Genomic DNA, 25394 nt, shown 5'->3' with positions numbered 1-25394 from the left:
GCCCGCACGTGGCAATCGAGCCCCGGCGGACCGTCACCGGTGAGCACGGCCTGACGACGCTGAAGCAGCCAGGGCCAAGGCCACGTTCGGCCCGCTTGGCAACCTCGGCCCCGACGAGGTCGTGTGACCCGTTCGTCAACGCGCCTGGCGCGATCGCTGAGGTCACGCCGGACATCACCAAGAACATCACAGGAGGCGACGCGATGAATGACCCGATGAACGTCCTGGCCCCCGAGCACCGGCGGCTCCGGATTGGCGACGCCTGGCGCGACGCCGCCGGCGGAGCCACCTTTGCCGTCGAGGACCCGGCCACCGGCAAGACCATCGCCGAGGTGGCGGACGCCGGCGTCGTTGACGGGCTCGCCGCTCTGGACGTGGCGAGCAAGGCGATGGCGGAGTGGGCGGCGACCCCGCCGCGAAAACGGTCAGAGTTGTTGACCGCGACGTACCGGGCACTGACCGAGCGATCCGAGGAGGTCGCCCGGCTGATAACGCTCGAGATGGGCAAGCCGCTCGCCGAGGCTCGGGCAGAGGTGGCCTACGGCGCCGAGTTCTTCCGTTGGTTCGCCGAGGAGGCGGTGCGCGTCGAGGGGCGCTACAACACCGCTCCCAATGGTGGATATCGCATCCTCACCGTGCCGAAGCCGGTCGGACCGTGCGTCTTCGTGACGCCCTGGAACTTTCCGTTGGCCATGGGTGCCCGCAAGATCGCTCCTGCGCTGGCGGCGGGCTGCACGACGATCACCAAGCCGGCAAGCCAGACGCCACTCACCATGCTGTTCCTGGCCCGCATCATGGAGGAGGTCGGCGTTCCCCCGGGCGTCGTCAACGTGGTGACAACCAAGCGTTCCGGCGCGGTGGTCGCAGCACTGCTGGCCGACCGCCGGACCCGCAAGCTCTCGTTCACCGGGTCGACCGAGGTCGGGCGCGTGCTGCTACGACAGGCGGCGGACAACGTGCTGCGCACCTCCATGGAACTGGGCGGCAACGCGGCCTTGATCGTGTGTGCCGACGCGGACCTCGACGTCGCGCTCGACGGTGCCATGGTGGCCAAGATGCGCAACATCGGGGAGTCCTGCATCGCGGCCAACCGAATCTATGTCGAGGAGCCGGTGCGGGAGGAGTTCACGGCGCGCTTCGCCGAGCGGATGGGCGCGCTCTCGGTGGGTCATGGTCTCGACGACGGCGTGGACGTCGGGGCGTTGATCGACGAGGCCTCGGTCACCACGATCGACGGGCTCGTCGCCGACGCGGTCGATCGCGGCGCCCGTGTCCTGGTGGGCGGCGAGCGCCCGGATGGGCCGGGCCACTTCTATCCGCCCACGGTCCTCGTCGACGTGCCCGAAGACGCGCGGATACTGGAGGCGGAGATCTTCGGCCCGGTGGCGCCGATCATCTCGTTCACGTCCGACGACGAGGTGCTGGCGAAGGCCAACGACACCGAGCACGGCCTGGTCGGATACGTCTTCACCCGTGACCTCCAGCGGGCGCTCCGGTTCGCCGAGGGGCTGGAGACGGGGATGGTCGGCGTCAACCGTGGTCTGATCTCGGACCCGTCAGCTCCGTTCGGAGGCATGAAGCAGTCCGGGATCGGCAAAGAGGGGTCGCACGAGGGCATCCTCGAGTACCTCGACGTCACCTACGCGGCGATCGACCTCCCGTGACCGGCCTCCACCCGTGGGGCGGGACCGCCCTTGCCGACGCCGTCCCGGTCGCGCAGGTGACCTGGCCGTCCGCCCAGCAGATCACCGCCGACGTTCCAGAGAGGCACTGACATGCTTGAGACCGTCCGCGGACCACGCCAGCTGATAGTGGGCGAAGGGGTCGCGCAGAACATCCCACGAGTGGTGGCCGAGTGTGGCTCGCGAGTCCTCGTCGTGACCGACCGGGTTCTTCTGGGGCAGCCGGGCGTGGCCGAGATCGTGGCCGCCGTACGGGAGAAGGTCGCAGTCGTCGGGGTGTTCGCCGACGCGACTCCGGACGTGCCACTCGCCGATGTCGCCCTGGCCGTCTCGGTCGCCGCAGAGGTGGACGCCGACGTGATCCTCGCCATCGGGGGTGGCACGGTGATCGACCTCGCCAAAATCGTCGGCGTCATCCGGTGCCACGGTGGGACGCCGCGCGACTTCTACGGCGAGTCGAAGGTGCCGGGGCCGACGATTCCTCTCGTCGCGGTCCCGACGACGTCAGGCACCGGCTCCGAGCTCACGCCCGTCTCGGTGTTGACCGACCCGGACCGCGAGCTGAAGGTGGGGGTCTCCAGCGTCCACATCGTGCCCGACTTCGCCATCGTCGACCCCGAGCTCACCTACACCTGCCCTGCGACCGTCACCGCCCACTCCGGCATCGACGCGTTCTGTCACGCGGTGGAGAGCTACACCGCGCGACCCCGGGCCCACGGACCGCGCGACCCGGTGGAGCAGGTCTTCCTCGGCCGCAATCCGATCACCGATCACTACGCGCTCCTGGCCGCGGAGCGGATCGCCCGCAGCTTGCCCCGTGCCGTCAGGGACGGAGGCGACAAGGACGCGCGCGCGGACATGTCCTATGGGTCCATGCTGGCCGGGCTCGCGTTTTCCCACGCGGGCAACGCGGCTCCGCACGCCCTCCAGTACCCCATCGGCGCAGCCACCCACACGCCACACGGCCTGGGCGTCGGGCTGCTGCTGCCCTACGCGCTGGACGCGGCCAGGGACGCCATCGGCGACCGGCTGGCCATCCTCGCCAGGGTGTGCGGACTCGACGTGACCGACGCCTCGGATGCAGAGGCCGCGGATACGTTCCTCACCTGGCTCAACGGGCTCCTCGTCGACATCGGCATCCCTGCCACCTTGGCGGACATCGGCGTGGCACGCGCCGACCTCCCGCGCTTCGCGGAGATGGCCAGTGGCGTCACCCGCTTGATCCAGAACCATCCAGGCCCGACCGACACCGCCAGCCTGACCGCGATCCTCGAAGCGGCCTGGATCGGGGACCGGACCCGACACTCCTGACTCCGGAGCGGAGATGGTGACGGGCCTTTCACACGACGACGAGTTCCCCGCCCCACCCTGGGTATCGGAATCGCCGGCTACGCCTTGATGGGAGCCGCCCATTCCCAGGCCTGACCGCCGCCCGTCCTGGGAGCCCATCCCTTCGTCGCCGAACGCGCCGCGCACGTGCGGTCACAGGCCGCACCCGCCGTCGCCGCCTGGCGCGCCGGGGGCGGCCTGCCCGATCCGGAGGCGGACTGCCTGATCCGGAGGCGGGCTGAGGTGCGGCTACAGCGACGACACGCGCGCGCACCTGTTCGAGGAGCATGGCCAGGGCCACTGGGAGATCCCGCGGACGGTCTGGCTACGGCGCCTGCTGTACCTGGCGGTCGCCGACGCCCTGGTCCTCCGGCCGTGACACCTGGCCGCGGGCGCTGTCGCCTGCCGGTGATCCGGGCGGATCACTTGCACTGCTCCAGCATCGCGTCCTTGTCGGCGGAGGTCACCGGGAGGTCGTACTTGAGAGAGACCTGGGCGAACCGCACGGCGTAGGAGCAGCGGATCTCCCGCCGGGGCGGCAGCCACGTGGCCGGGCCGGAGTCTCCCTTGGATCCGTTGGTTGCGCCGTCCACGGGCATGAGGTTGAGCGGGTCGTTCGCGATCTGCTTGCGCTTGCTCTCGCTCCACCGCGACGCGCCCATCTGCCAGTCGTACGACAGGGGCATGACGTGGTCGATCTGGACCTTCGCGGCGGCCGACTTGCTCCAGTCGATCTTCTTGCCGGTGTACGGGTCGTACAGCTTCATGGTGACGATGACGCAGTTCGACCCGCCGCGGTACTCGACGTTCTCGCCGTCCCGCTTGAGCATGTCGTTGCGGGTGTCGCAGCCGTTGCGCCCCCAGGGGACGCCGTCCACGTTGTCGGCCCAGGCGTAGCCGAACTTGTCCCGGTCGTAGCCGGTCTTCGCGCCGCGGCCCTTCGTCGCCACCTTGCCGATGAGGTCGCGGGCCTTCGCCTTGTCCTTGCCGGAGCTGAGGGCCATCAGTCCGGGGCCGGTGCCGTCGGGGTTGTCGAGCGGGTTGACGCCGCGATCCTCGCCCGAGCCGCCGCTCCCGCCGTCCTGGCCGCCGCCGTCCTGGCCGCCGCCGCTCTGGCCCGCGGGCTCCGCCGCGAGATCGCCTATCCGCCCGCATCCCGTCAGCAACGCCAGCGCCGCCGCGGTAGCGGCGATCAATCGGGTACCTCGCCCGCTCAAAGCTACCCCTAAGTAAAGAAATATCTGAAATATCCCACCTAGGTATAGCAAAGCGTAAAAACTTGGCAAAGTAGGCGCGCCCTGGAGATCTACTACACGGGCGGCCGGGGCCGTGCGGCGGCGCGGAACGCCGAGGAGAACGCCGAGGGGCGCGGCATCGCGCCGCGCCCCTCGGTCAGATGGTCGTGAGAATCAGGCCGGGATCCAGTCCTGCCAGACGATCCTGTTGGCCTCGACCCACTTCCGGGCGGCGTTCTCGGCGCTCATCTTGTTCTCCGCCATGTCGAAGGCGACGGCGTTCTGGTCGTCGTTGGTCCAGACGAAGTTCTTGATCAGCTCGTACGCCTTGCCGCCGCTCTTGGCGAACTTCACGCTGACGATCTTGTCGAGCAGGTACGGCGGGTAGTCGCACTTGACCAGCTCGGGCTTGGCGTCGCACCCGATCGCGTACGGCGGAAGGTTGATCTTGACGAGCTTGAGCTGGTTGAACAGCCACTGGGGCTCGTAGAAGTACATGAGCAGCGGGGTCTCGTTCTCGGTGGCCTTGCGGGCCGCCGCGATCAACGCGTCCTCGCTGCCGGAGTAGACCACCTTGTACGGCAGGTGCAGGTTGTTGATCAGCGCCTCGTCGCTGGTCACGAAGGACTTGTCACCGGCCAGGTACTGCCCCAGGCCGCCGCTCTTGTCGGTCTTGAACAGGTCCTTGTACTTGACCAGGTTGTGCCAGTCGGTGATGTCCGGATACTTCTTGACCATCCACTCGGGGACATACCACCCGATGACGCCCTTGTTGCCGTTCTCACCCGCGGTGACGGCGACCTTCTTCTCCTCGATGTACTTCTTCTTCAGCTCCGGATGGGCCCAGTTCTCGAGGACCACGTCAACCGTGCCCTTCTCGAAGCCGTTCCAGGAGTCCGCCTCGCCGCTCTCGATCTTCTCCACCTTGTAGCCGAGCTCGTTCTCCAGGAGGTAGTCGACCACCGCCGCGCTGGCCTCGTAGCCGATCCAGGGATTGATCGCCATCCGCACCGTCTTCGAGCCGCCCGCGGCTCCCGCTCCGGCGGCGTCCGAACTCCCACTCGGGCTGCCGCCGCTGCAGGCGGTCATGACCAGCGCGAGCGACAGCACGCCGGTAAGGAGACGGATCCTCATATCTGACCTCATCTGATGTCGTACGGGCGGCGACCGCGGGCGGTGGGGCCGCGGCGACACCGGGAGAGTATTCCACAACGGGCCGGATGGGCCGCGATCTCCGCGGATCACGGCCGGGAGGAACCTCCCGCGCCCCCTCCGGGCGGGGCGCGGGAGACGACCCTCAGGTCCTTCGGGTCACTTGGCGATCCAGGCCTGCCACTTGGCCGTGTTGGCCTCGACCCACTTCTTGGCCGCGTCCTCGGCGGACATGCCGTTGTTGGTCATGTCGTCGGCGACCGCGTTCTGGTCGTCGTTCGTCCACTGGAAGTTCTTGACGAGGTCGTACGCCTTGCCGCCGGTGTCGGCGAACTTCTTGCTCACGATCTTGTCCAGGTCGTATGGCGGGTAGTCGCAGGCGACCTTCTTGGGGTCGCTGTCGCAGCCCTCCTCCCAGGCGGGGAGGTTGATCTTGACCAGCTTGACCTGGTTGAACAGCCACTGCGGCTCGTAGAAGTACATAAGCAGCGGCTTCTTCTGGTCGGTCGCCTGCTTGGCGGCCTTGATCAGCGCGGCCTCGCTGCCGGCGTACACGACCTTGTAGTCGAGCTTGAGGTTCTTGACCAGCGCCTCGTCGTTGGTGACGTAGGAGGGGTCGCCGTCGAGCAGCTGGCCCTTGCCGCCCGACTCCGAGGTCTTGAACAGGTCGGCGTACTTGTTCAGATTCTTGTAGTCGGTGATGTCGGGGTACTTCTGCGCCATCCACTCGGGCACGTACCAGCCGATGACACCCTTGTTGCCGGTGCTGCCCGCCTCGACGGCGACCTTCTTCTCCTCGATGTACTTCTTCTTGAGGTCCTCGTGACCCCAGTTCTCGATGACGACGTCGACGTCACCCGACTCCATGCCCTGCCAGGACGGCTCCTCGGCGAGCGTCACCTTCTCGACCTTGTTGCCGAGCTCGTGCTCCATCAGGTATGCCAGCACGGCGGCGTCGGCCTCGTAACCCACCCAGGGGTTGACCGCGATCTTGACGGTGCCGGCCGCGGACGCGGCCGCCGAGCCCGCCGCGCTCGGGGCGGCGTTCGAGTCGTCCTCTACCTTGGCGCCTCCGCAGGCGGTCACGGCGAGGCCGAGAGCGAGGCCCCCTGCGATCAGGCGTAGCTTCTTCATGCGTTCCTCTTCTTGTGGGGAGAGCGGCGCCCATTGGCGCCTTGCGTGATCCGGTCGAGCATCACGCCGAGGAGGACCAGGGCGACGCCGGCGGCGAAGCCTTTGCCGTAGTCCTCCTGCTGGGCGATTCCGGCCACGACGTCGTATCCGAGGGCGCCCGCGCCGACGAGCGCACCGATCACCACCATCGCCAGCGTCATGACGATGCCCTGGTTCGCCGCGAGCAGCAGCGAGTTGCGCGCCATCGGCAACTGGACCTTCCACAGCACCTGCCGGTCGGTGGAGCCCGCCGACCTGGCCGCCTCGATCACGGTGGCGGGCACCGCCCGCAGGCCGTCCTCGACGAGGCGGGCGACCACCGGCACCGCGTAGATGAGCGAGGCCACGATCGCGGTGAAGCGGCCGTTGCCGAACAGCGCCACGGCCGGCAGCAGGTAGGAGAACGACGGCATCGTCTGCGCGGCGTCGAGGACGGGCCGCAGCCCGGCGGCGAACCACCGGGATCTCCCCGCCGCGACGCCGAGCGCGAGCCCCACCGCGATCGTGATCAGCGACGCGACCAGCACGATCGTCAGCGTCTCCATGCCGTGCTCCCACAGGTGCAGCGCGGCGACGCCCGCCAGGCAGGCGGCGGCGACCAGACCGGCCGCGGGACCGCTCACCCGCCAGGCGAACCCCAGCACCGCCGCCGTGACCAGCCACCAGGGAGCGCTGGTCAGCACGTCCTGCAGCGGGTTGAGCAGTCCGTACGCCACCGTGTCGTTGAGGAAGCCGGTGAAGACGTACCAGTGCGCCTCGATCCAGTCGACCACGTCGTTGATGGGCCGTACGACCTGCACCTGCCACCGCTCGGGGAACTCCGGCGCGAGCGCCTGTGTCAGGGTGATCCCCAGGGCGGTCAGGACGGCGAGACCACCCCAGCGGACGGCCCTCGCCCGGCTCCCGCCCTCGCGCCGCCGCGCCGCCGACCTGGTGACCCGGTCGAGCACGATGGCGATCAGCACGATCGCGACGCCGGGCACCAGCGCGGCGCCCACGTTCACCCGCGCGAGCGCCCGGATCAGGTCGACGCCCAGCCCGGGCGCGGCGATCAGCGCGACGAGCGGCACCATCGACAGCGCGGCGGCGATCGTCTGGTTGACGCCCAGCATGATCGTGTTCAGCGCCAGCGGCAGGCGCACCTTCAGCAGCGTCTGCCGGCCGGTGGCGCCGAGCGACTCCGACGCCTCCACCGTCACTCCGGGCACCCGCTGGACGGCCAGCGCGGTGATCCTGATCGCCGGCGGCATCGCGTAGATCATCGTGGCGATCGTCGCGGACGCCGGCCCGATCAGGAACAGCAGCAGGATCGGCGACAGGTACGAGAAGGTCGGCATGATCTGCATCACGTCGAGCACCGGGGTGACGATCCGGCGGACGCGCGCCGAGCGGCCGGCCCAGATCCCCAGCGGGATGCCGATCAGCAGCGACAGCGCCACCGCCGACAGCGTCAGCGCGAGCGTGTCGACGCTCGCCTCCCAGAAGCCGAGCATGCCGACGCCGGCGAGGCCCGCCGCCGCGACGAGCGCGATCCGCCACCCGCCGGCCAGCCAGCCGAGACCGGCGGCGAGACCGATGAGCCCGGGCCAGCCCAGCGCGACCAGCCCGCCCTGGACCAGCGTGTAGAGCTCCGCCACGCCCAGCCGGATGTAGTTGACGACGTACAGGAAGATCGGGCTGCTGTTGCGGTTGGCGTCCACCCAGTCGCGGGCGTCGTTGAGCCAGTGGAAGAGGACGGCGTCGTCGTCGTGCGGCAGCACGGCCGTGCCGTGGAAGACCGCGTAAAGCGCCACCACGGCGACCACTCCCGCGGCGAGCGCGGCCCATCGCACGAGGCGCCGGGCCCGCGCCGGGCCGGGCACGGGCGGCGCAGGGGGCGACGGGGGCGGCGGGGGCGGCGCCGTCCGCACGGGTGCGCTCACCACTACGCCTCCCCGCCCACGCCCGTGGAGACCGGCGGGATTGGCGGCACCGGCGGGATTGGCGGGGCCTCGGTCCCGGGCCGCACCGCGCCGAGGATGTCGACCCGGCTCACCACGCCGACCAGTTGGCCGCCGTCGACGACGCGGATCGGCCGGTCCGATCCCATCGCGGCCGGAACCGCGTCGTGGATGACGGTGCCGGCGGGCAGCTCGGGGCCGTCGAGCGGCTCGCCCGGCTCGGGGTCCCGGCAGATCCAGCGCAGCGACAGCACCTGGGCCCGGGGGACGTCCCGCACGAAGTCGGCCACGTAGTCGTCCGCGGGCGCCCCCACCAGCTCCTCGGGGGTCCCGATCTGCACGATCGCGCCGGCCCGCATGATCGCGATGCGCTCGCCCAGCTTCAGCGCCTCGGACAGGTCGTGGGTGATGAAGACCATGGTCTTGCCGACCTCGCGGTGCAGCCGGATGACCTCGGCCTGCATGTCGCGCCGGATCAGCGGGTCGAGCGCGCTGAACGGCTCGTCGAACAGCAGCACCTCCGGGTCGACGGCGAGCGCGCGGGCCAGGCCGACCCGCTGCTGCATGCCGCCGGACAGCTGCTCGGGATAGGAGTCCTCGTGGCCCTCCAGCCCGACCAGCGAGAGGATCCGCCCGGCCTTCTCGTGCCGCTCGGCCTTCCCCATGCCCTGGATCTCCAGGCCGTACGCGACGTTGTCCACGACCCTGCGGTGCGGCAGGAGCCCGAAGTGCTGGAAGACCATGCTCACCCGGTGGCGGCGGAGATCCCGCAACTGCCTGGCCGACATGGCGCACACGTCCTGGCCGTCGATCAGCAGTTCGCCCGCCGTCGGCTCGATCAGCCGGGTGAGACAGCGCACCAGCGTCGACTTGCCGCTGCCCGACAGGCCCATGACGACGAAGACCTCGCCCGGCCGTACCTGGAAGCCGACGTCCCTGACGGCGGCGGTGCAGCCCGTCTTCGCCCGCAGCTGCGCGGGCTCAAGATCGGCGTCGGGGCTGCCGATGATCCTGCCGGCCTTGGGACCGAAGATCTTCCAGAGCCCGCGAACCTCGATCGCGGCTGTGCCCACTGTGATTTCCCCTCATTTCGCGGTCGCCCGCGAGGCGGCGTGGACGCCCGGAAACGCCACAGCACGGCGCGGAGGCTGCCGCTCGCACGCCGTGGATGAAGAGCGGGGGGCCAACGACTCCTCAGGGCACACGCACAGGCGTTGCTCAATTCGCAACACGGATCCTGTTTGACAACAGAACTGAGGCTAGGCCCCAAACGCCCCACTTATAGGGAAAAACGCCTTCTGCTCGCCATATCGTGACCGTCCGGTGATCTTTACAATCATCGGACATTCCAGGCGGTGAAGACATGGCAGCGGGCCGTGAAAGCACGCCGGGCGAGGTGAGAGCGCGGCGATGCGCCGCGAGTGCTGCCGCCCCGGCGGGACGGCGCACCGCGGCGCACCAGTGGCGCCCGGCCTCCCGTCAGAGGCCGTACTCCTTGGAGATCCGCTCGTGCCGCTCGGCCTCGATGCCGACCTCGCGGGCGAGGTCGAGCCAGGCCAGCGGATGGGACCACTGCTCGGTGATGTCGTCCAGGACGGCGTCCAGATCCGCGGGCCGTACGGCGGGCGGAATCGCGATCCAGCCGAACACGCCGGGAAGCTGCTCGCCGCTGGCGGGGTGGGTGACGCGGTAGTTCTCGTCGCTGTAGACCCACATCGGCCAGCCGCGCTCGGCCAGGACCTCGTTGAACTCGGTCCACTCGTCCTCCGACGGCGCGGCGCCGTCGAAGAACCAGCTCGTGTAGCCGCCGGGACGCAGCATCGTCACCCCGGCGAAGGGGATCACGAAGCTCTCCCGCTCCTCCTCGCCCTCCGGGATCGGCTCCAGCGGCCGGGGGTCGATCACGACCACATCGCCCGCGTTGTACTCCATGCCGCGCGGCTGCGGGATCGCGAGGCGGGCGGTGGCCGGGCCGGTCCGTACGGCGAGGACCTCGCGCTGGCTGCCGTCGGGGGCGGGGAGGATCACCCGGACGAGGTGCCACTCCTCCTCGATCGGGCCCTCACCCTGCTCGATCGGCATGCCGAGCCCGGTCGCGGCGGCCCGTACGGTCGCCCAGTCCTCCACGGCGGTGGACATGACGATGACCCGCCAGACGTCCTCCTCCTCGGCCTCGCCCGTCTCCAGCAGCGGCTTGAGGATCTCGGCCGCCTTGGCGTTGTCGCCGAGCTGCTGGACGGCGCCCGACCACAGGCGGCGCCCCTCCAGCCCGCCGCCGTTGGCGACCGCCAGCTCCGCCTCGGCCGCCGTCTGCTCCCACCGCTCACGGGCGCGGTGCAGCCGGGCGAGCGCGAGGTGGGAGGCGGTCTCCGGCAGGCGGGCCGCGAGGCTCTCCACCCGCTCGTCCTGACGGGCCTCGATCAGCAGGCCGGTGAGATAGGCGAGGTCCTCCTCGCCCGCGGCGGCCGGGTCGGCGTCCTCGGCGAGCGCCTTCCAGTAGATGTCAGCGCCCACCCCGGGGTAGCCGAGGAACCCGAGGGTGGTGGTGTGCCGGCGGGTGGCCTCCAGATCGGCGCCCGAGAGCGGCCACAGCCAGCCGACCCAGCGCTCGGGGTCGGCCGTGCTGCCGTCGGCGGCGTCGAAGTAGGCCACCAGCTCGTCGCGCGGGCCGGGCTGCGGCGCCTCCTTGGCGGCGCCGGCCGCTGCGCGCAGCTCGGCCACCCGGTCCGTCAGGCCCTCGGTCGCGCGGAGGCCGGCGAGGGCCGCCTCCGCCTCGTCCGCGAGCAGGCGGGCCTGCCACAGGCCCTGCCGGGCGACGGCCAGGTGCCCGGCGGTGAGGGCGAGCTCGAAGCGGGCGCGGTGGCCGCCCATCGTCTCGAAGTACGTCATCCACTGGCGCAGGATGCGGCCGAGCTGCCAGCTGTTGGCGATCGAGCCGCCGCTCTCGACCAGCACGCGGACGGTGCGCGCCCACTCGGCCCACTCACGCGGGTGGTCCCCCACCACGTCGAGGTCGGGCAGTGCCTCCACGGCCTCCTGCGTACGGTCGAGCGTGGCCAGCACCAGCGACCGGAGCAGGGCCTCACGGCGGCCCTTCGCGACCGGGTCGTCGGGCTTGAAGCCGGTCGAGGCGTCCAGCGCGGTCAGCGCGTCGCCGGGACGCCCGGCGGCGAGCAGCGCGCGCGCCGAGGCGGCGCCCAGCTCCCAGCTCGCCTCGCGCCCGGCCCCGCGCAGCCGCTCGACGGCCGCCTCCGCGTACGCGACGCCCTCGGCCGCCTGACCGGCGTCGACGAGCGCCAGAACGTACTGCGTGGCCAGTCCGGCGAAGGCGAGGGAGTCGGGACCCACGCCGTCGAGCGCGGCGCCGAGCGAGCTCAGCCGGGCGGCCGCGTAGCCGGGACCGTCGGTGTTGGCCTGGGTGACGGCCAGGATCTCCACGCCGCCGGGGGCGGCGGGGCACTCGGCGACGTCGCCCCGCTCCGCGAACTCCGCCAGCGAGGCGGCGTCGTCGAGCGCGACCCCGCCCATGGCGCGGTCGCCCACCCGCCCCAGCAGGTGCCAGTAGCGCGCGAAGAGCTCCAGCCACGGCTTCTCAAGAGACTCGGCGTGCTGCGTGATGGCCGGCGCCACGACGTCCAACTGGGCGAAACGGCCCTCGAGCGCCTGCGCGGGCACGTCGCCCAGCGCCATGGCGAGCCCCGTGTTGCCCGCCTCGTGCAGTTCACGCTGGGTGCCGCCGACCCAGGCCCAGATGTCCACGTCCATGGGCAGCCAGTGTGCCAGGTCGCCGACCATGACCCAAACAGCGCGCCGAACCGAACAACGCGCCGTACGACGTGGAGCAGTTGGGCCGTCAGGGCCGGCCCACCGTCCGGCGGGGCATGCTCCTGAGCCTGGATTCGGACTCACAGTGGGGGATCAGAACAAGGTTCCGCAAGCGCCGTGGACCGTCAGAGGGCGGCGGGCCACTCGCCCGAGGCGACGAGTACGGCGGGACCGGCCAGGTGACTCGTGTCCTCGGTGAGCGTGACGGTCACCGTGCCGCCGAGCACCCGGACCTCCCAGGTGCCGGTCGTCTCGCCGGCCGCGCGGGCGGCCGCGACGGCCGTCGCGACGGCGCCGGTGCCGCACGAGCGCGTCTCCCCCGACCCCCGCTCGTGCACGCGCATCGACACCGTACGGCCGCCCACGGCGTTGAAGATCTCGACGTTGACGCCCTCCGGGTAGTCTCCCCGGTCGAACTCGGGCTCCCGGCCGAGGTCGAACCCGGCCACCGGCTCCTCGACCAGGCACGCCAGGTGGGGGTTGCCCATGTTCACGTTGACGCCGCGACACTCGCGCCCGTCCACGACCGCGCGGCTCTCCCCCAGCACCCGCGGCCTGCCCATGTCGATCGATACGTCGCCCGACGCGCCGAGCCGTACGCGCTTGACTCCCCCGCGCGTCGCGACGGCGAACTCGCCGGGCGCCGCGAGCCCCGCGTCCACCAGATAGCGGGCGAAGACCCGGAGGCCGTTGCCGCACATCTCGGCGATGCTGCCGTCGGCGTTGCGGTAGTCCATGAACCACTCGGCCTCGCCGGACCGCTCGGCCGCCTCCGGGCACAGCTTGGCGCGGACGACGCGCAGCACGCCGTCGGCCCCGATGCCGGTGCGCCGGTGACACAGCGCCGCGATCTGTGTGGAGGACAGGTCGAGCCGGGCGTCCGGGTCCGGCAGGATGACGAAGTCGTTCTCGGTGCCGTGCCCCTTCACAAACCGCATGGCAGCAGTCTAGGAGGCGCCGGTGATCACGCCGATCGCGCGGTCGGCCAGATCGGGCGCGTCGAACGGCAGCCAGACCACCCGCGGGTCGCGGCGGAACCACGACTCCTGCCGCCGGGCGAACCTGCGGGTGGCGCGCACCGTCTCCACCCGCGCCTGCTCCTCGGTCCACTCCCCGGCGAGGAACCGCAGCACCTGCGCGTATCCGAGGGCCCGCCCGGCCGTCCTGCCCTCGGCGAGGCCGCGCCCGGCGAGCGCGCGCACCTCGTCCACCAGCCCGGCGTCCCACATGCGGGCGACCCGGAGCTCGATCCGCTCGTCCAGGACCGGCCGCGGCACCTCGACGCCGATCTGCACGCTGTCGTAGACCGCGTCGTACGACGGCATGGTCGCGGAGAACGGCCGCCCGGACAGCTCGATGACCTCCAGCGCGCGGACGATCCTGCGGCCGTTGCTCGGCAGGATGTTCTCGGCGGCCACCGGGTCGAGGCTCTTCAGCCGGTCGTAGAGAGGCGCCGGGCCGGTCTCGGCGAGTTCCTTCTCCAGGCGGTCCCGCGCGTCCGGGTCCGTGCCGGGGAACTCCAGGTCGTCGAGGACGGCCCGCACGTAGAGCCCCGACCCGCCGGCCAGGACGGGCGCCCTGCCGCGCGAGCGCAGGTCGTCGACCAGTGGCCGGGCGAGCCGCTGGTATTCGGCCACGCTGGCCGTCCGGGTCACCGGCCAGATGTCCAGCAGGTGGTGCGGCACCCCACGCCGCTCCTGGAGCGACAGCTTCGCGGTGCCGATGTCCATGCCCTGGTAGAGCTGCATGGAGTCGGTATTGATCACTTCGCCGCCCAGGCGGAGCGCGAGCTCGACGGCCAGGTCGGATTTGCCCGCCGCGGTCGCGCCCACGACGGCGATCACAGGTAGCTGCCCCACACCGTCCAGTGTCCCAGGGACGGGGAGGTCACAGGTCCCAGTCGAGGGTGGGCGGCAGATGGCCTTCGAGGGTCAGCAGCCACCGCTTGGACTCGACGCCGTCGCCGCCGCTGAACCCGCCCAGGCCGTTGCTCGCCACCACCCGGTGGCACGGCACGATGATCGGGATCGCGTTGCCGCCCATGATCGAGCCGATGGCCCGGGCCGGGACGCCCGCGCCGCTGCGCGCCGCCAGTTCGCCGTACGTCACCACCTCGCCGTACGAGACGGTGGCGTGCAGCGTGCCGAGGACCTGCCGCTGGAGGGGCGACATGAGCCGCCAGTCGACCGGGGCGCGGAACTCCTTCAGCTCGCCCCGGAAGTACGCGGCCAGTTCCTCCCGGACGGCGGCCGTACGGACCGGGTCGTCGGCGGCGGGCATGCCGAGGCGAGCTGTGATGCGCGCCCTGACCCTGCGGTCGTCGCGGAAGTCCGTCGCGGCGACCCCGTCCGCGGTGACGGCGGCGAGCACGTCGCCCAGCCGGGTCGGGACGGTCGCGAACGCCACCGTGCTGCTGTCCATCCGTCCATTCTGCCCATACGTCCAATCTGTGGGGGTGAGCGGCCGGGTAGGGTGATCGGGTGCTGGTCGCCGCGGCCGTCTGCCCGCATCCTCCGCTGCTCGTCCCGCAGGTCGCCGGGGCCGCCGCCGCCGAGCTCGATCCTTTGCGCGCGGCCTGCGCCGAGGCGGTGCGGTCGCTCGCCGGCGCCGGTCCCGACGTGCTCGTGGTGACCGGCGGCGACGGCTCCCCCGCGTCCTTTCCCGGCGACGCCGCCGGATCGTTGCGCCCCTGGGGGCCCGGCGTCAGGGTCGGCCCGGCGGGCGGAGAGCCGGTGCTGCCGCTGTCGCTCACGATCGGCCGCTGGCTGCTGGAACACTCCGCCGAGGCCCCCGAGGGGCGGTTCTCGCTGCGGTTCGAGGCGGTCGCCGCCGACGCGCCGGCGGCCGGGTGCGCCGCGCTGGGCCGCCGCCTGGCCGGCTCGGCGGATCGGGTGGCGCTGCTGGTCATGGGGGACGGCTCGGCCCGGCGCACGGAGAAGTCCCCCGGCTACGTGCATCCGGACGCGGTGCCGTACGACTACATGATCGCCGCGGCGCTCGCGTCCGGTGACTCCCGCGCGCTCCTGGCGCTGGACCCGGCCCGGGCCGCGGAGTTGCAGGTGGCAGGCCGGGCCGCCTTCCAGGTCCTGGGCGGGGCGGCGGAGGGCGCGCCACCGCGCGCCGCCGAACTGCTGCGCGACGAGGCGCCGTACGGCGTGGGGTACTTCGTGGCGCGCTGGCTCTGGTGAGCGGTCAGCCGCCCGCCTCGGCGCTCCGCTTCGGCACGGGCACGCGCATCAGGTCGCGGGCCGTCACCACCTCGCCCGAGTAGGCCTTGCGCACCTCGTCCACGAACCTGGGCTCGTCGGCTGTCGTGTACCGCTCGGAGAAGTGGGTGAGCACCAGGCGCCGCACCCCGCCCGCCGCCGCGACGCGCCCGGCCTGTGCCGCCGTCAGGTGTCCGTACTGCGCGGCCATCGCGCTCTCACCGGACAGGAACGTCGACTCGATCACCAGCAGATCGACGCCCTCGGCCAGGGCGAACGCGCCGTCGCAGAGGCGGGTGTCCATCACGAAGGCGGCGCTCTGGCCCGGCCGGGGCGCGCTGCAGTCCTCCAGCGTGACCACCGACCCGTCGGGGAGGGTCAGCGAGCCGCGCCGCCGGAGCTCTCCGATCATCGGCCCGCGTACGCCCCGCCTGTCCAGCTCGCCGGGCAGCATGCGGCGCCCGCCGGGCTCGTCCACGCGGTAGCCGTACGACTGGACGGGATGCGACAGCGGGCGCGCGGTCAGCGTCACCGGCCCCGCCGGCCACCGCGCCAGCTCGCCGGAGACCGGCCGGGGAGAGATCACGTCCGTATCCGCGAAGGCCGACGCGTTGCGCAGCCTGCGCCAGTACGTCTCGCCGCTCGCGGGATAGGCCGCCCGCACCTCGTGGGTCACCTTGTCTCTGGCGATCCGCTGGACGACGCCGGGGACCCCCAGGCAGTGGTCTCCGTGGAAGTGGGTGACGCAGATCCAGGTGACGTCGTGGGCGCTCACCCCGGCGTGCAGCATCTGCCGCTGCGTGCCCTCCCCCGGGTCGAACAGGAACCCCTGGCCGTCCCAGCGCAGCAGATAGCCGTTGTGGTTGCGATGACGCGTGGGCACGGCGCTGGAGGTGCCGAGGACGACGAGTTCACGTACGGACACACCGCCGATGCTAGATCGTGCCGCCAAGGCCGCGCCCGCGGCCTTCGACAACCACCCGTCGCCCTATCAATACGACCTCGACGAAGTGAACCGCATCTACTGAAGGGGGACTTCGGCGGTCCCGGGTGGAGCATGCCGTGGCCATACGGCTGCACATCACGGGCATTCGTACGAATTGCCGTCGAATCACTCGTCTGGAGTTCCGGGAATTCACAGAAAGGCCGCTGAATTCCAATGCGCGGTGGGCAGACTGAGGAATCGAGACCGACACACCGCCACATGGAAGAAAACGACCTTGCCGGAAAACTCCCCCATCCCACGGCATCGGCGCGGCACCAGCACCGTCTTCGCGCTGACGGGCGCGATCGGTGTGACCGCGATCGCCGGACTCGGCGTCGTCCTGGCCGTCATGCCCGGTCAGGACCTGGCGGCGTCCTCCGTCGCCCACTCACCCACCGCAGGCCCGCGCTTCGGACGAGAAGGGTCCTTCGACGCCGCCGCACCGGGCATCCCCGGCGCCGGGCCATTCTTCTCACAGTCCGGAAATCCACAATCATCCGCGTCTACGGATATTTCGGAAGATGCAACGCTGGAGCGCCCGGAAACGGCTCCGGACATCGCGTCGCAACTATCCGGCGATTCGGCCGAGGAAGCGGGAGACGAGGCGACCGGAGACGGCTCGGCTGAGCAAGAGCGGTCGGCGGCCGAGCGAGGGGCACTGCCCCCGGGTCACGAGACCGGCGGGCCGGGGTCTCCCGGGCGTGCGGTCCGGGCGACCGGCCCCTCCCGTCCGCCCGCGTGGTCCGCACGTCTCGCCGGGAGCGGTGCCACCGGCACGGCGAGCCGTTCCGGGACGAGGGACGCCGACCGGCGGCGAACCGCGCGGACCGCTTCCCCCGAAGGCGCGAAGCCGGTCACGCACAAGCCGGACGCTCAGGGCTCCACCGGCCCGGACAGCGCCGCCCGAGGGTTTGGCGCTCGTGGGTCCGGCGCGGGGACCTCGGCCGCGTCCCGCGCCGAGGCGGCCGGTGTGGCGCGCGCCCGGATGCGGGATGCCTGCCTGCGGTTCCACGACCTGCGCCGCGCCTACTGCTACCAGGTCCTGCGCGGCCTCGGTCGATGACGACCCGCGAGGGCGGCCCGCACCTGCGCGGTCCCGCCCTCGCGGACCAGGTCAACCGCCTGATCAGGCGTGGTCCTGATCAGGCTTGTGATCAGGCGCGGTTCAGCCGGCCGAGCAGGCGGACGGTTGCGCGGGCAGCGGAGCCGGACGGCCGACGGTGGGCATGCCCAGGCTGACCGCGGCGCTCTGTCGCGGAGCCGCCTGCCGGGCCTCCCAGGCGTCGCCCGCGCGGGTCCGCCGTACGGACAGCACCTTGTCGGCCACCAGGTGGTGCGGCGCTGCGTAGGTGACCTCGACGGTGACCATGTCGCCGGGCCGGGCACCGGCGGCGGCATCGGTGGCCGCGAGGTGGACGAGACGGTTGTCGGCGGCGCGGCCGGACAGGCGGTGCGTGGCGTCGTCCTTGCGGCCCTCGCCCTCGGCGACCAGCACCTCAAGGGTGCGCCCGACCTGCGTCCTGTTCTCCGCCCAGGAGATCTCCTCCTGGAGCGCCACCAGGCGTTCGTACCTTTCCTGCACGACGGCCTTGGGCACCTGGTCCTCCATCGTCGCGGCGGGGGTGCCGGGGCGGATGGAGTACTGGAACGTGAACGCGTTGGCGAAGCGCGACTGCCGTACGACGTCGAGGGTCTGCTGGAAGTCCTCCTCGGTCTCGCCGGGGAAGCCCACGATGATGTCGGTCGAGATCGCGGCGTCCGGCATCGCGGCGCGCACCCGCTCGATGATCCCGAGGTAGCGCTCGGACCGGTACGACCGGCGCATGGCCTTGAGGACCCGGTCGGAGCCGGACTGCAGCGGCATGTGCAGCTGGTGCATCACGTTCGGCGTCTCGGCCATCGCGGCGATCACGTCGTCGGTGAAGGCGGCCGGGTGGGGTGAGGTGAAGCGGACCCGCTCAAGGCCCTCGACGTCGCCGCAGGCCCGCAGCAGCTTGCCGAACGCCAGCCGGTCGCCGAACTCCACGCCGTAGGTGTTGACGTTCTGCCCCAGCAGGGTGATCTCCAGGACGCCCTGGTCGACGAGGGTCCGCACCTCGTTCAGGACGTCGCCGGGACGGCGGTCCCTCTCCTTGCCGCGCAACGACGGCACGATGCAGAACGTGCAGGTGTTGTTGCACCCGACCGAGATCGCCACCCAGGCCGCGTACGCCGACTCACGGCGGCTCGGCAGCGTGGAGGGGAACGTCTCCAGCGACTCCCTGATCTCGACCTGGGCCTCGTCGGCGATCCGGGCGCGCTCCAGCAGCACCGGCAGCGAGCCGATGTTGTGGGTGCCGAAGACGACGTCCACCCAGGGGGCGCGGCGGACGATCTCGCCCTGATCCTTCTGCGCCAGGCACCCGCCGACCGCGATCTGCATGCCCTCGCGGGCCATCTTGATCGGCCGGAGGTGCCCCAGATTGCCGTAGAGCCGGTTGTCGGCGTTCTCGCGTACGGCGCAGGTGTTGAACACCACGACGTCCGGCGTCTGCCCCTCGGCGGCCCGGACGTATCCGGCGTCCTCCAGCAGCCCGGAGAGCCGCTCGGAGTCGTGCACGTTCATCTGGCAGCCGTAGGTGCGCACCTCGTAGGTCCGGGTCGCGCCCTCGGCGTCCTGTGTGGTCACAGTCTGTGTGGTCGCAGTCATCGCACTACAAGGGTAGGCGCTTCCCCACCCCCACCCGTACGAGAACCCTCCGCACTCGACCACACACGGAAAGTGACGATGGGGTGCGACGGCGAACGCATGCGACACTGAGAACGGACCAGTCGGTGAGAGGTGGAGCCTCGATGGCTATGCCCGCACGATCCACGGAGGCGCCGATGCAGGCCCGCGAGGCGCGGGCGGCCAGGAGCCCCTGGCGTGTCCCGGGTGAGCTTGAGGTCGAGGAGTGGTTCGAGCTCAACACGCAGGCGGACGACGGCAGCCGCTACGAGCTCATCGACGGGAGTCTCATCGTGTCCCCCGCACCACTCCCGATGCACCAGTGGATCGGCGACAACCTCCGCGCGGCCCTTCAGGAGGCCGCGCCCGAGGACCTGGTGGCGATCACCGCGACCGGCCTGCTTCTGGACGGCAGGCCTGGGGTGATTCCGGACATCATGGTCGTCGACCGGCAGCCGATACGCGCCGGCGCGTCGGTCATCCGGCCCGAGTGGGTGCGTCTGGTCGTGGAGATCGTCTCGCGGTCCACCACCCTGACCGACCGGGTGGTGAAGCCCGCGAAGTACGCCGAGGCCGGGATTCCCGGTTTCTGGCGGATCGAGACCCATCCGTTCCGCGGTCAGGCGGACGAGCGGCTTCCCGTGGTGTTCACGTACCGGCTGGACGAGGACGGCCAGTACCAGCTGATCCACCGGGTGGGGGCGGGCGAGGTGGTGGCCGTGGGCGAGCCGTTCAAGGTGGCGATAGATCCCGAGGCGTTCGCGCGGGTGTGACGGGTGAGCGGCCCCGCCGCGACGCCCGGACGTCCTGGGACATTGTCCGCTGTGGGTCCCCGCGAACCTGTCGGTCGCCGCCGTGCCGGCGTTCTTCCCGTCCGGACGGCCCTCGTCGCCCCGATGGCGGGCCGCCCTGTGGACGCTCGCCGCGGTCTCCGCCGTGATGACGGCGGTGAGCGCCCTCCTGCCCGGCCCCAGCCACCAGGTCGGCTGGGGCACGCCGCTGCCCAACCCCCTCGCGGTGCCCGCGCTCGCCGCCGTCGCCCCGTTCGTCGAGCCGCTGACGACCGCGCTCATGGGCGCGCTGGTCGCGACCGAGCGCGTCACCAGGGACCATCCGCACGTGCGGGTCCTCGTGCTCAGCATGGCGGACGACGACGACGCGGTCTTCGCGGCGGTGCGCGCGGGCGCGCGGGGATACGTGCTCAAGGGCGCGCGGCGGGCCGAGCTCGTCCGGGCGGTCCGGGCCGTGGCCGAGGGCGAGGCGATCTTCGGCCCCGCCCTCGCCGGGCGGCTGATGGGTTACTTCTCCGACCTCGGCAGGGCGCCCCGGCCCAGCTTCCCCGAGCTCACCCCGCGTGAGCGGGAGATCCTGGGCCTGGTCGCCGCCCACCTGACGAACGGCCAGATCGCGGCCCGGCTCGGGCTGAGCCAGAAGACCGTGCGTAACGCCCACGTGGGTGAGGAAGCCCGGCAGCAGGATGCCGTACACGAAGCCGCCGAGGGCGCCCGCCACCTCGGTCACCCGGGCGGCCTGGGCGTCGGGGAGGCTGAGCCCCAGCGCCAGGTCGTAGAAGTCGGTCATGAACAGGCAGGCGGCGGTGACCGCGCCGGTCAGGCCGACCGCCGCGCCGATGTTGCCGGTGCGCGGCGCGCGGCCGCGCAGCAGATGGGCGAGACCGAGGATCACCGGGACCAGGCAGGCGGTCGCCCACTGGAACAGCAGCGCGCTGGCCTGCACCTGTACGGGGCTGGCGCGGAACACGGCGGGAGCGTGCTCGGTGCCCGGCGGCGAGGTGACGAAGGCCAGGCCGAGCAGGACGGGCCACACCAGCATGGCCGCCGCCGCGACGGTCTTCCTGAACAAATCCGGATTTTTCAGCATCTTGACTCCTACGCGATCAGAGGGTCGGCAGGAGCCAACCGGGACCGCGTCCCGGGCCGCATGGGGCGGGCCGTCCGGACAAACCGGGAGAGATGTCCTGAGCAGCCGGGATGTGATCTATTCGGTACCGGCCCGTTAGTGACGGCGCGACATTGACGCCCCTACGTTGTTGACCATGACGGAGATCAGTGGTCCCGATCCGCTTGTCAGGCTGGAGGGAGTCAACAAGCACTTCGGTCCCCTGCACGTGCTCCAGGACATCGACCTGAGCGTGGCCCGGGGCGAGGTGGTCGTCGTCATCGGCCCGTCCGGCAGCGGCAAGTCCACGCTGTGCCGGGTGCTCAACCGGCTGGAGACCATCGACTCCGGGAGCATCGTCTTCGACGGGCGGGAACTGCCCGCGGAGGGCAGGGCGCTGGCCCGGCTGCGCTCCGAGGTCGGGATGGTGTTCCAGTCCTTCAACCTCTTCGCGCACAAGACGATCCTGGAGAACGTCACGCTCGGCCCGACCAGGGTGCGGAAGATCCCTCGGCAGCAGGCCGAGCAGCGGGGCATGGAGTTGCTCGAACGGGTCGGCATCGCCTCGCAGGCGGGGAAGTATCCCGCCCAGCTCTCCGGCGGCCAGCAGCAGCGGACGGCCATCGCCCGCGCGCTGGCGATGGACCCCAAGATGATCCTCTTCGACGAGCCCACCTCGGCCCTCGACCCGGAGATGGTCCAGGAGGTGCTCGACGTGATGGTCGGCCTGGCCAGGGACGGCATGACGATGATGGTCGTCACCCACGAGATGGGCTTCGCCCGCCGCGCGGCCAACCGCATCGTGTTCATGGCCGACGGCCAGATCGTCGAGGAGGGGTCGCCCTCGGAGTTCTTCACCCAGCCGAGCACCGAACGCGCCCGCGACTTCCTCTCCAAGATCCTCACGCACTGATCCGTGTTCCTGACAGCCCCTGCTCCTGACAGCCCCTGCTCACGACAGTCCCAGCTCACGACAGTCCCAGCTCACAAAGTGCTCCACAGAAGCGAAAGGTGATGCGGATGCGATTCGCAGCCGGCTTGCTCGCGCTCGCCGCCCTGGCCACCGGCCTGACGGCCTGCGGCGGTTCCGGGTCGGGTTCGATCGTCGACAAGGCGAAGGACGACAAGAAGCTCGTGATCGGCGTCAAGATCGACCAGCCGGGCTGGGGCCTGAAGAAGCCCGACGGCAGCTTCGGCGGGTTCGACGTCGACGTGGCGAAGTACGTCGCCAAGGAACTCGGCGTGCCGGAGAGCGGCATCACGTTCAAGGAGGCCCAGTCGGCCAACCGCGAGCCGTTCATCCAGCAGGGTCAGGTCGACATGGTCATCGCGACCTACTCGATCACCGACGAGCGGAAGAAGAAGATCTCCTTCGCCGGGCCGTACCTCGTCACCGGGCAGGACATCCTCGTCCGCGCCGACGACAGCTCGATCACGGGGGTCGAGTCGCTCAAGGACAAGAAGGTCTGCGGCGCGCAGGGGTCGTCGTCGCCCAAGCGGCTCGCGGACAAGTTCGGCCCCGACTGGGAGGCCAAGAACCTCACCCAGCAGCAGGGGTACGGCGCCTGCCTGCCGCTGCTGGAGAACAAGCAGGTCGACGCGATCTCCACCGACGCCACGATCCTCGCCGGGTTCGCCACCCAGTTCCCCGGCAAATTCAAGCTGGTCGGCCAGCCGTTCAGCGAGGAGAGGTACGGCATCGGCATCAAGCTGGACGACAAGACCGGCCGCGACGCGATCAACAACGCGATCGAGAAGTTCTTCAAGGACGGAAGCTGGCGCAAGGCCATCGACGCGAACCTCGGCGAGTTCGGCAAGTACTTCACGACGCCGCCGTCCGTCGACCGGTACTAGAACACCGACAGCGGCACTGGAAGGAGGCCGGCGGTGGAGGCCGTCGTCGACGAGCTTCCCGTCATCCTCGGCGCGTTCTGGCTGACGGTGAAGCTCACGGTGGTCAGCGGGCTGATCTCGCTGGTCTGGGGGATGGCGCTGGCCGCCATGCGGGTGAGCCCGCTGCCGGTGCTGCGGGCGGCGGGCGCGCTGTACGTCAACGTGCTGCGCAACACGCCCCTCACACTGATCATCGTGTTCTGCGGCCTCGGCCTCGGCACGGTGATGGACGTCCAGTTCTCCGACAACCTGTCGATCAACAGCTTCTGGCTGTCGATCATCGGGTTGTCGGCCTACACCTCCGCCTTCGTCTGCGAGGTCGTCCGGGCCGGGGTCAACACCGTGCCCCTCGGCCAGGCGGAGGCGGCCCGCGCGATCGGCCTGACGTTCCTGCAGACGCTCCGCCTGGTGATCCTCCCCCAGGCGGTGCGCACGGTCATCGCACCCCTGGGGAGCCTGCTGAACGCGCTGGTCAAGAACACGACGGTCGCCGCCGCGATCGGCGTCACGGAGGCGGCACTGCGCATGAAGGGCCTGTTCGACGCCCACGGAGACGCGATCATCCCGATCTTCCTCGGCTTCGCGGCCGGTTTCGTGGTGCTGACCCTCCCCGTCAACCTGCTGTCCGGCTGGCTGGCCCGCCGCCTGGCGGTGGTCCGATGACGGCCCGCGGCGCGAGCGTCCTCTACGACGTCCCCGGCCCGCGCACCCGGCTGCGCAACAACGTCCTGACGCTCGTCTTCGGCGCCGTGCTGCTGCTGGTCGCGTACTTCGCCTGGGCGAAGTTCGACGAGAAGGGCCAGTGGAGGGGCGAACTGTGGCAGCCGTTCCTCCGGGCGGACACCTGGACCGAGCTGATCCTCCCCGGGCTGCTCAACACGTTGTCGGCCGCGGCGGTGGCCGCGGTTTTCGCGCTGGTCTTCGGCGCCGTGTTCGGCATCGCCCGCCTGTCGGACCACCGCTGGGTGCGGCTCCCCGCCGGGCTCGTCGTCGAGGTCTGCCGGGCGATCCCGCTGCTCATGATGATCTTCTTCGCGCAGTACGGCGGGAGCCTCGCGGGGCTCGTCGTCACCGAGTTCACCGCCGTGGTCTTCGGCCTCACCGTCTACAACGGGTCGGTCCTGGCCGAGATCGTCCGCGCGGGCATCCTGGCGGTGCCGCGCGGCCAGGCCGAGGCGGGCTACGCGATCGGCCTGCGCAAGAACCAGGTGATGCGGGTGATCCTGCTGCCGCAGGCGGTCACCGCGATGATGCCCGCCATCGTCAGCCAGCTCGTCGTGCTGCTCAAGGACACCGCGCTCGGGTTCGTCGTGGCGTACGCCGACCTGCTGAACGCCGGCGCGCGGGTGGTGCCGGCGAACTTCTCCAACCTGATCCCCTCGGTGATCGTCATCGCCGTGGTCTACATCGCGATCAACCTGGCGCTCGGCTATCTCGCCACCTGGCTGGAACGGCGCAGCCGGCGCAGCAGGAAGGTCACGGCCGACCCGGCCGCCGCCGAACGGGCCGGCGGCGAGGTCGCCTTCGTCCGCTGATCCCGCGCTCTCCGGTCAAGGGAGTTTTGCCGTGTCGCTGCTGGCGGCGGCGCGTACGCGACCTCGATATTGAGCGCGTGTGGCGTGTCCTCGCCGTGATCGGCGTCCTGGCGGCCGGGTGCCTCGCGGGGTGCGGGGGCGACGGCAGGCTGGTGATCGGCGTGCGCCCGGGGCAGCCGGGGCTGGTCGCCCGGATGCCCGACGGGCACTTCGGCGGCTTCGACATCGAGGTCGCGCACTACGTCGCGCGGGCCCTCGGCTACCGCGACGACCAGATCCTCTACACGGCGGACACGGCCCGCGCGGACCTCGTCGTCGGCGTCACCGGCCCGGCGGGCTCCCGGCCGATCGCGGGGCCGTATCTCGTCACCAGCACCGACGTCCTCGTCCGGGCCGACGACCTGTCGATCAGGCGGCCCCGTGACCTCGCCCGCAAGCGGGTCTGCGCCACCCGGGAGTCCGCCGGGCCGCTCGTGGCGAGGTTCGGCGCCCGCTGGCGGCAGTTCTTCCTCGCCGAGGCGAACCTGCCCGCCGCCTGCGCGCCGCTGCTCGCCCGGGGCGGCACCGACGCCATCGTGGCCGACGCGCCCGTGCTCGCCGGGCTGTCGGCGCAGTATCCCGGCAGGTTCCGGTTCAGCGGCAGGCCGCTGTCGACCCAGGAGTACGGCATCGCCACCAGCACGGCCGCCCTGCGCGACCAGGTGAACGACGCGCTGCGCCGGATGTTCGAGGACGGCAGCTGGAACCGGGCCGTCATCGACCAGCTCGGCGTCCTCGCCACCCGCTACACCACTCCCCCGTCGCTGAGGTGGTGACGGTGGGATCGGTGGCGA

General features: G+C 71.1%; 22 protein-coding genes. 10 read left to right on the top strand and 12 right to left on the bottom strand.

Annotated elements, in window-relative coordinates:
- Window positions 1-203 precede the first annotated feature (203 nt).
- Window positions 204-1664 (top strand): NAD-dependent succinate-semialdehyde dehydrogenase, encoded by a 1461-nt coding sequence (locus OG344_RS19300; RefSeq protein ID WP_405089120.1) that lies wholly within the window; start codon window positions 204-206, stop codon window positions 1662-1664.
- Here OG344_RS19300 and OG344_RS19295 read toward each other — a convergent pair.
- Window positions 1640-1777, bottom strand: coding sequence for a hypothetical protein (locus tag OG344_RS19295; RefSeq protein ID WP_405084274.1), 138 nt, complete (start codon window positions 1775-1777; stop codon window positions 1640-1642). The two genes, OG344_RS19300 and OG344_RS19295, sit on opposite strands and share 25 nt — an antisense overlap.
- Here OG344_RS19295 and OG344_RS19290 point away from each other — a divergent pair.
- Window positions 1776-2993, top strand: coding sequence for an iron-containing alcohol dehydrogenase (locus OG344_RS19290; protein WP_405084273.1), 1218 nt, complete (start codon window positions 1776-1778; stop codon window positions 2991-2993). The genes OG344_RS19295 and OG344_RS19290 overlap by 2 nt on opposite strands.
- 440 nt (window positions 2994-3433) lie before the next feature.
- Here OG344_RS19290 and OG344_RS19285 read toward each other — a convergent pair whose 3' ends face one another.
- The 9 genes from OG344_RS19285 to OG344_RS19245 form a co-directional block, all read right to left on the bottom strand.
- Window positions 3434-4207: an HNH endonuclease family protein gene (locus OG344_RS19285; protein ID WP_405084272.1), complete on the bottom strand. Its 774-nt coding sequence runs from the start codon at window positions 4205-4207 to the stop codon at window positions 3434-3436.
- 213 nt (window positions 4208-4420) lie between these two features.
- Complete coding sequence (locus tag OG344_RS19280) at window positions 4421-5380, bottom strand: ABC transporter substrate-binding protein (protein WP_405084271.1); 960 nt, start codon at window positions 5378-5380, stop codon at window positions 4421-4423.
- A gap of 177 nt (window positions 5381-5557) precedes the next feature.
- The gene (locus OG344_RS19275; RefSeq protein WP_405084270.1) at window positions 5558-6532 is read right to left on the bottom strand and encodes an ABC transporter substrate-binding protein; all 975 of its coding nucleotides are present in this window, start codon (window positions 6530-6532) and stop codon (window positions 5558-5560) included.
- Window positions 6529-8493, bottom strand: a complete 1965-nt coding sequence (locus OG344_RS19270) for an ABC transporter permease (protein WP_405084269.1) — start codon at window positions 8491-8493, stop codon at window positions 6529-6531. The genes OG344_RS19275 and OG344_RS19270 overlap by 4 nt, the downstream gene beginning before the upstream one ends.
- Before the next feature lie 2 nt (window positions 8494-8495).
- Entirely contained in the window at window positions 8496-9584 is a 1089-nt protein-coding gene (locus tag OG344_RS19265) for a glycine betaine/L-proline ABC transporter ATP-binding protein (protein ID WP_405084268.1), read from the bottom strand.
- Between the two features lie 406 nt (window positions 9585-9990).
- Complete coding sequence (locus OG344_RS19260; RefSeq protein ID WP_405084267.1) at window positions 9991-12306, bottom strand: tetratricopeptide repeat protein; 2316 nt, start codon at window positions 12304-12306, stop codon at window positions 9991-9993.
- A gap of 155 nt (window positions 12307-12461) precedes the next feature.
- On the bottom strand, window positions 12462-13274 hold the full coding sequence (dapF, locus tag OG344_RS19255; protein WP_405084266.1) for a diaminopimelate epimerase: 813 nt from the start codon (window positions 13272-13274) through the stop codon (window positions 12462-12464).
- 9 nt (window positions 13275-13283) lie between these two features.
- Window positions 13284-14195: a tRNA (adenosine(37)-N6)-dimethylallyltransferase MiaA gene (miaA, locus tag OG344_RS19250; protein WP_405084265.1), complete on the bottom strand. Its 912-nt coding sequence runs from the start codon at window positions 14193-14195 to the stop codon at window positions 13284-13286.
- Between the two features lie 28 nt (window positions 14196-14223).
- A complete protein-coding gene (locus tag OG344_RS19245) occupies window positions 14224-14757 on the bottom strand; it encodes a methylated-DNA--[protein]-cysteine S-methyltransferase (RefSeq protein ID WP_405084264.1) in 534 nt (177 codons plus the stop codon).
- Between the two features lie 59 nt (window positions 14758-14816).
- Between OG344_RS19245 and OG344_RS19240 the strand changes: the two genes are divergently transcribed.
- Complete coding sequence (locus OG344_RS19240; protein WP_405084263.1) at window positions 14817-15524, top strand: class III extradiol dioxygenase subunit B-like domain-containing protein; 708 nt, start codon at window positions 14817-14819, stop codon at window positions 15522-15524.
- Window positions 15525-15528: 4 nt separating this feature from the next.
- Here OG344_RS19240 and OG344_RS19235 read toward each other — a convergent pair whose 3' ends face one another.
- Both OG344_RS19235 and miaB read right to left on the bottom strand, forming a co-directional pair.
- Window positions 15529-16467 carry a ribonuclease Z gene (locus OG344_RS19235; protein WP_327044679.1) on the bottom strand — a complete coding sequence of 313 codons (939 nt, stop codon included), beginning with the start codon at window positions 16465-16467 and terminating at the stop codon, window positions 15529-15531.
- 1225 nt (window positions 16468-17692) lie between these two features.
- A complete protein-coding gene (gene miaB / locus OG344_RS19230) occupies window positions 17693-19153 on the bottom strand; it encodes a tRNA (N6-isopentenyl adenosine(37)-C2)-methylthiotransferase MiaB (protein ID WP_405089119.1) in 1461 nt (486 codons plus the stop codon).
- Between the two features lie 206 nt (window positions 19154-19359).
- Here miaB and OG344_RS19225 point away from each other — a divergent pair, with 206 nt between their 5' ends.
- From OG344_RS19225 to OG344_RS19195, 7 genes are all read left to right on the top strand, one after another.
- The gene (locus tag OG344_RS19225; protein WP_405084262.1) at window positions 19360-20007 is read left to right on the top strand and encodes a Uma2 family endonuclease; all 648 of its coding nucleotides are present in this window, start codon (window positions 19360-19362) and stop codon (window positions 20005-20007) included.
- An 82-nt stretch (window positions 20008-20089) separates the two neighbouring features.
- On the top strand, window positions 20090-21271 hold the full coding sequence (locus tag OG344_RS19220) for a LuxR C-terminal-related transcriptional regulator (protein WP_405084261.1): 1182 nt from the start codon (window positions 20090-20092) through the stop codon (window positions 21269-21271).
- Between the two features lie 19 nt (window positions 21272-21290).
- On the top strand, window positions 21291-22046 hold the full coding sequence (locus OG344_RS19215; protein WP_405084260.1) for an amino acid ABC transporter ATP-binding protein: 756 nt from the start codon (window positions 21291-21293) through the stop codon (window positions 22044-22046).
- Window positions 22047-22153: 107 nt separating this feature from the next.
- Window positions 22154-22987 carry a glutamate ABC transporter substrate-binding protein gene (locus OG344_RS19210; protein ID WP_327044673.1) on the top strand — a complete coding sequence of 278 codons (834 nt, stop codon included), beginning with the start codon at window positions 22154-22156 and terminating at the stop codon, window positions 22985-22987.
- 33 nt (window positions 22988-23020) lie between these two features.
- On the top strand, window positions 23021-23689 hold the full coding sequence (locus tag OG344_RS19205; RefSeq protein WP_327044672.1) for an amino acid ABC transporter permease: 669 nt from the start codon (window positions 23021-23023) through the stop codon (window positions 23687-23689).
- Entirely contained in the window at window positions 23686-24561 is an 876-nt protein-coding gene (locus tag OG344_RS19200) for an amino acid ABC transporter permease (protein WP_405084259.1), read from the top strand. The genes OG344_RS19205 and OG344_RS19200 overlap by 4 nt, the downstream gene beginning before the upstream one ends.
- A gap of 77 nt (window positions 24562-24638) precedes the next feature.
- Window positions 24639-25376 (top strand): transporter substrate-binding domain-containing protein, encoded by a 738-nt coding sequence (locus OG344_RS19195; protein ID WP_405084258.1) that lies wholly within the window; start codon window positions 24639-24641, stop codon window positions 25374-25376.
- Window positions 25377-25394 lie beyond the last annotated feature (18 nt).

The organism is Microbispora sp. NBC_01389 (assembly GCF_045040095.1).
Taxonomy (GTDB): domain Bacteria; phylum Actinomycetota; class Actinomycetes; order Streptosporangiales; family Streptosporangiaceae; genus Microbispora.
This window is presented reverse-complemented; position numbering and strand designations above follow the sequence as displayed.

Excerpts from the sequence above, each read along its gene's own strand:
- OG344_RS19275 (WP_405084270.1), bottom strand. The coding sequence starts at position 6,532 with ATGAAGAAGCTACGCCTGATCGCAGGGGGCCTCGCTCTCGGCCTCGCC.
- OG344_RS19260 (WP_405084267.1), bottom strand. The coding sequence starts at position 12,306 with ATGGTCGGCGACCTGGCACACTGGCTGCCCATGGACGTGGACATCTGG.
- OG344_RS19280 (WP_405084271.1), bottom strand. The coding sequence starts at position 5,380 with ATGAGGATCCGTCTCCTTACCGGCGTGCTGTCGCTCGCGCTGGTCATG.
- OG344_RS19295 (WP_405084274.1), bottom strand. The coding sequence starts at position 1,777 with ATGTCAGTGCCTCTCTGGAACGTCGGCGGTGATCTGCTGGGCGGACGG.
- OG344_RS19300 (WP_405089120.1), top strand. The coding sequence starts at position 204 with ATGAATGACCCGATGAACGTCCTGGCCCCCGAGCACCGGCGGCTCCGG.
- OG344_RS19290 (WP_405084273.1), top strand. The coding sequence starts at position 1,776 with ATGCTTGAGACCGTCCGCGGACCACGCCAGCTGATAGTGGGCGAAGGG.
- OG344_RS19245 (WP_405084264.1), bottom strand. The coding sequence starts at position 14,757 with ATGGACAGCAGCACGGTGGCGTTCGCGACCGTCCCGACCCGGCTGGGC.
- OG344_RS19225 (WP_405084262.1), top strand. The coding sequence starts at position 19,360 with ATGGCTATGCCCGCACGATCCACGGAGGCGCCGATGCAGGCCCGCGAG.
- OG344_RS19215 (WP_405084260.1), top strand. The coding sequence starts at position 21,291 with ATGACGGAGATCAGTGGTCCCGATCCGCTTGTCAGGCTGGAGGGAGTC.
- OG344_RS19200 (WP_405084259.1), top strand. The coding sequence starts at position 23,686 with ATGACGGCCCGCGGCGCGAGCGTCCTCTACGACGTCCCCGGCCCGCGC.
- dapF (WP_405084266.1), bottom strand. The coding sequence starts at position 13,274 with ATGCGGTTTGTGAAGGGGCACGGCACCGAGAACGACTTCGTCATCCTG.
- OG344_RS19210 (WP_327044673.1), top strand. The coding sequence starts at position 22,154 with ATGCGATTCGCAGCCGGCTTGCTCGCGCTCGCCGCCCTGGCCACCGGC.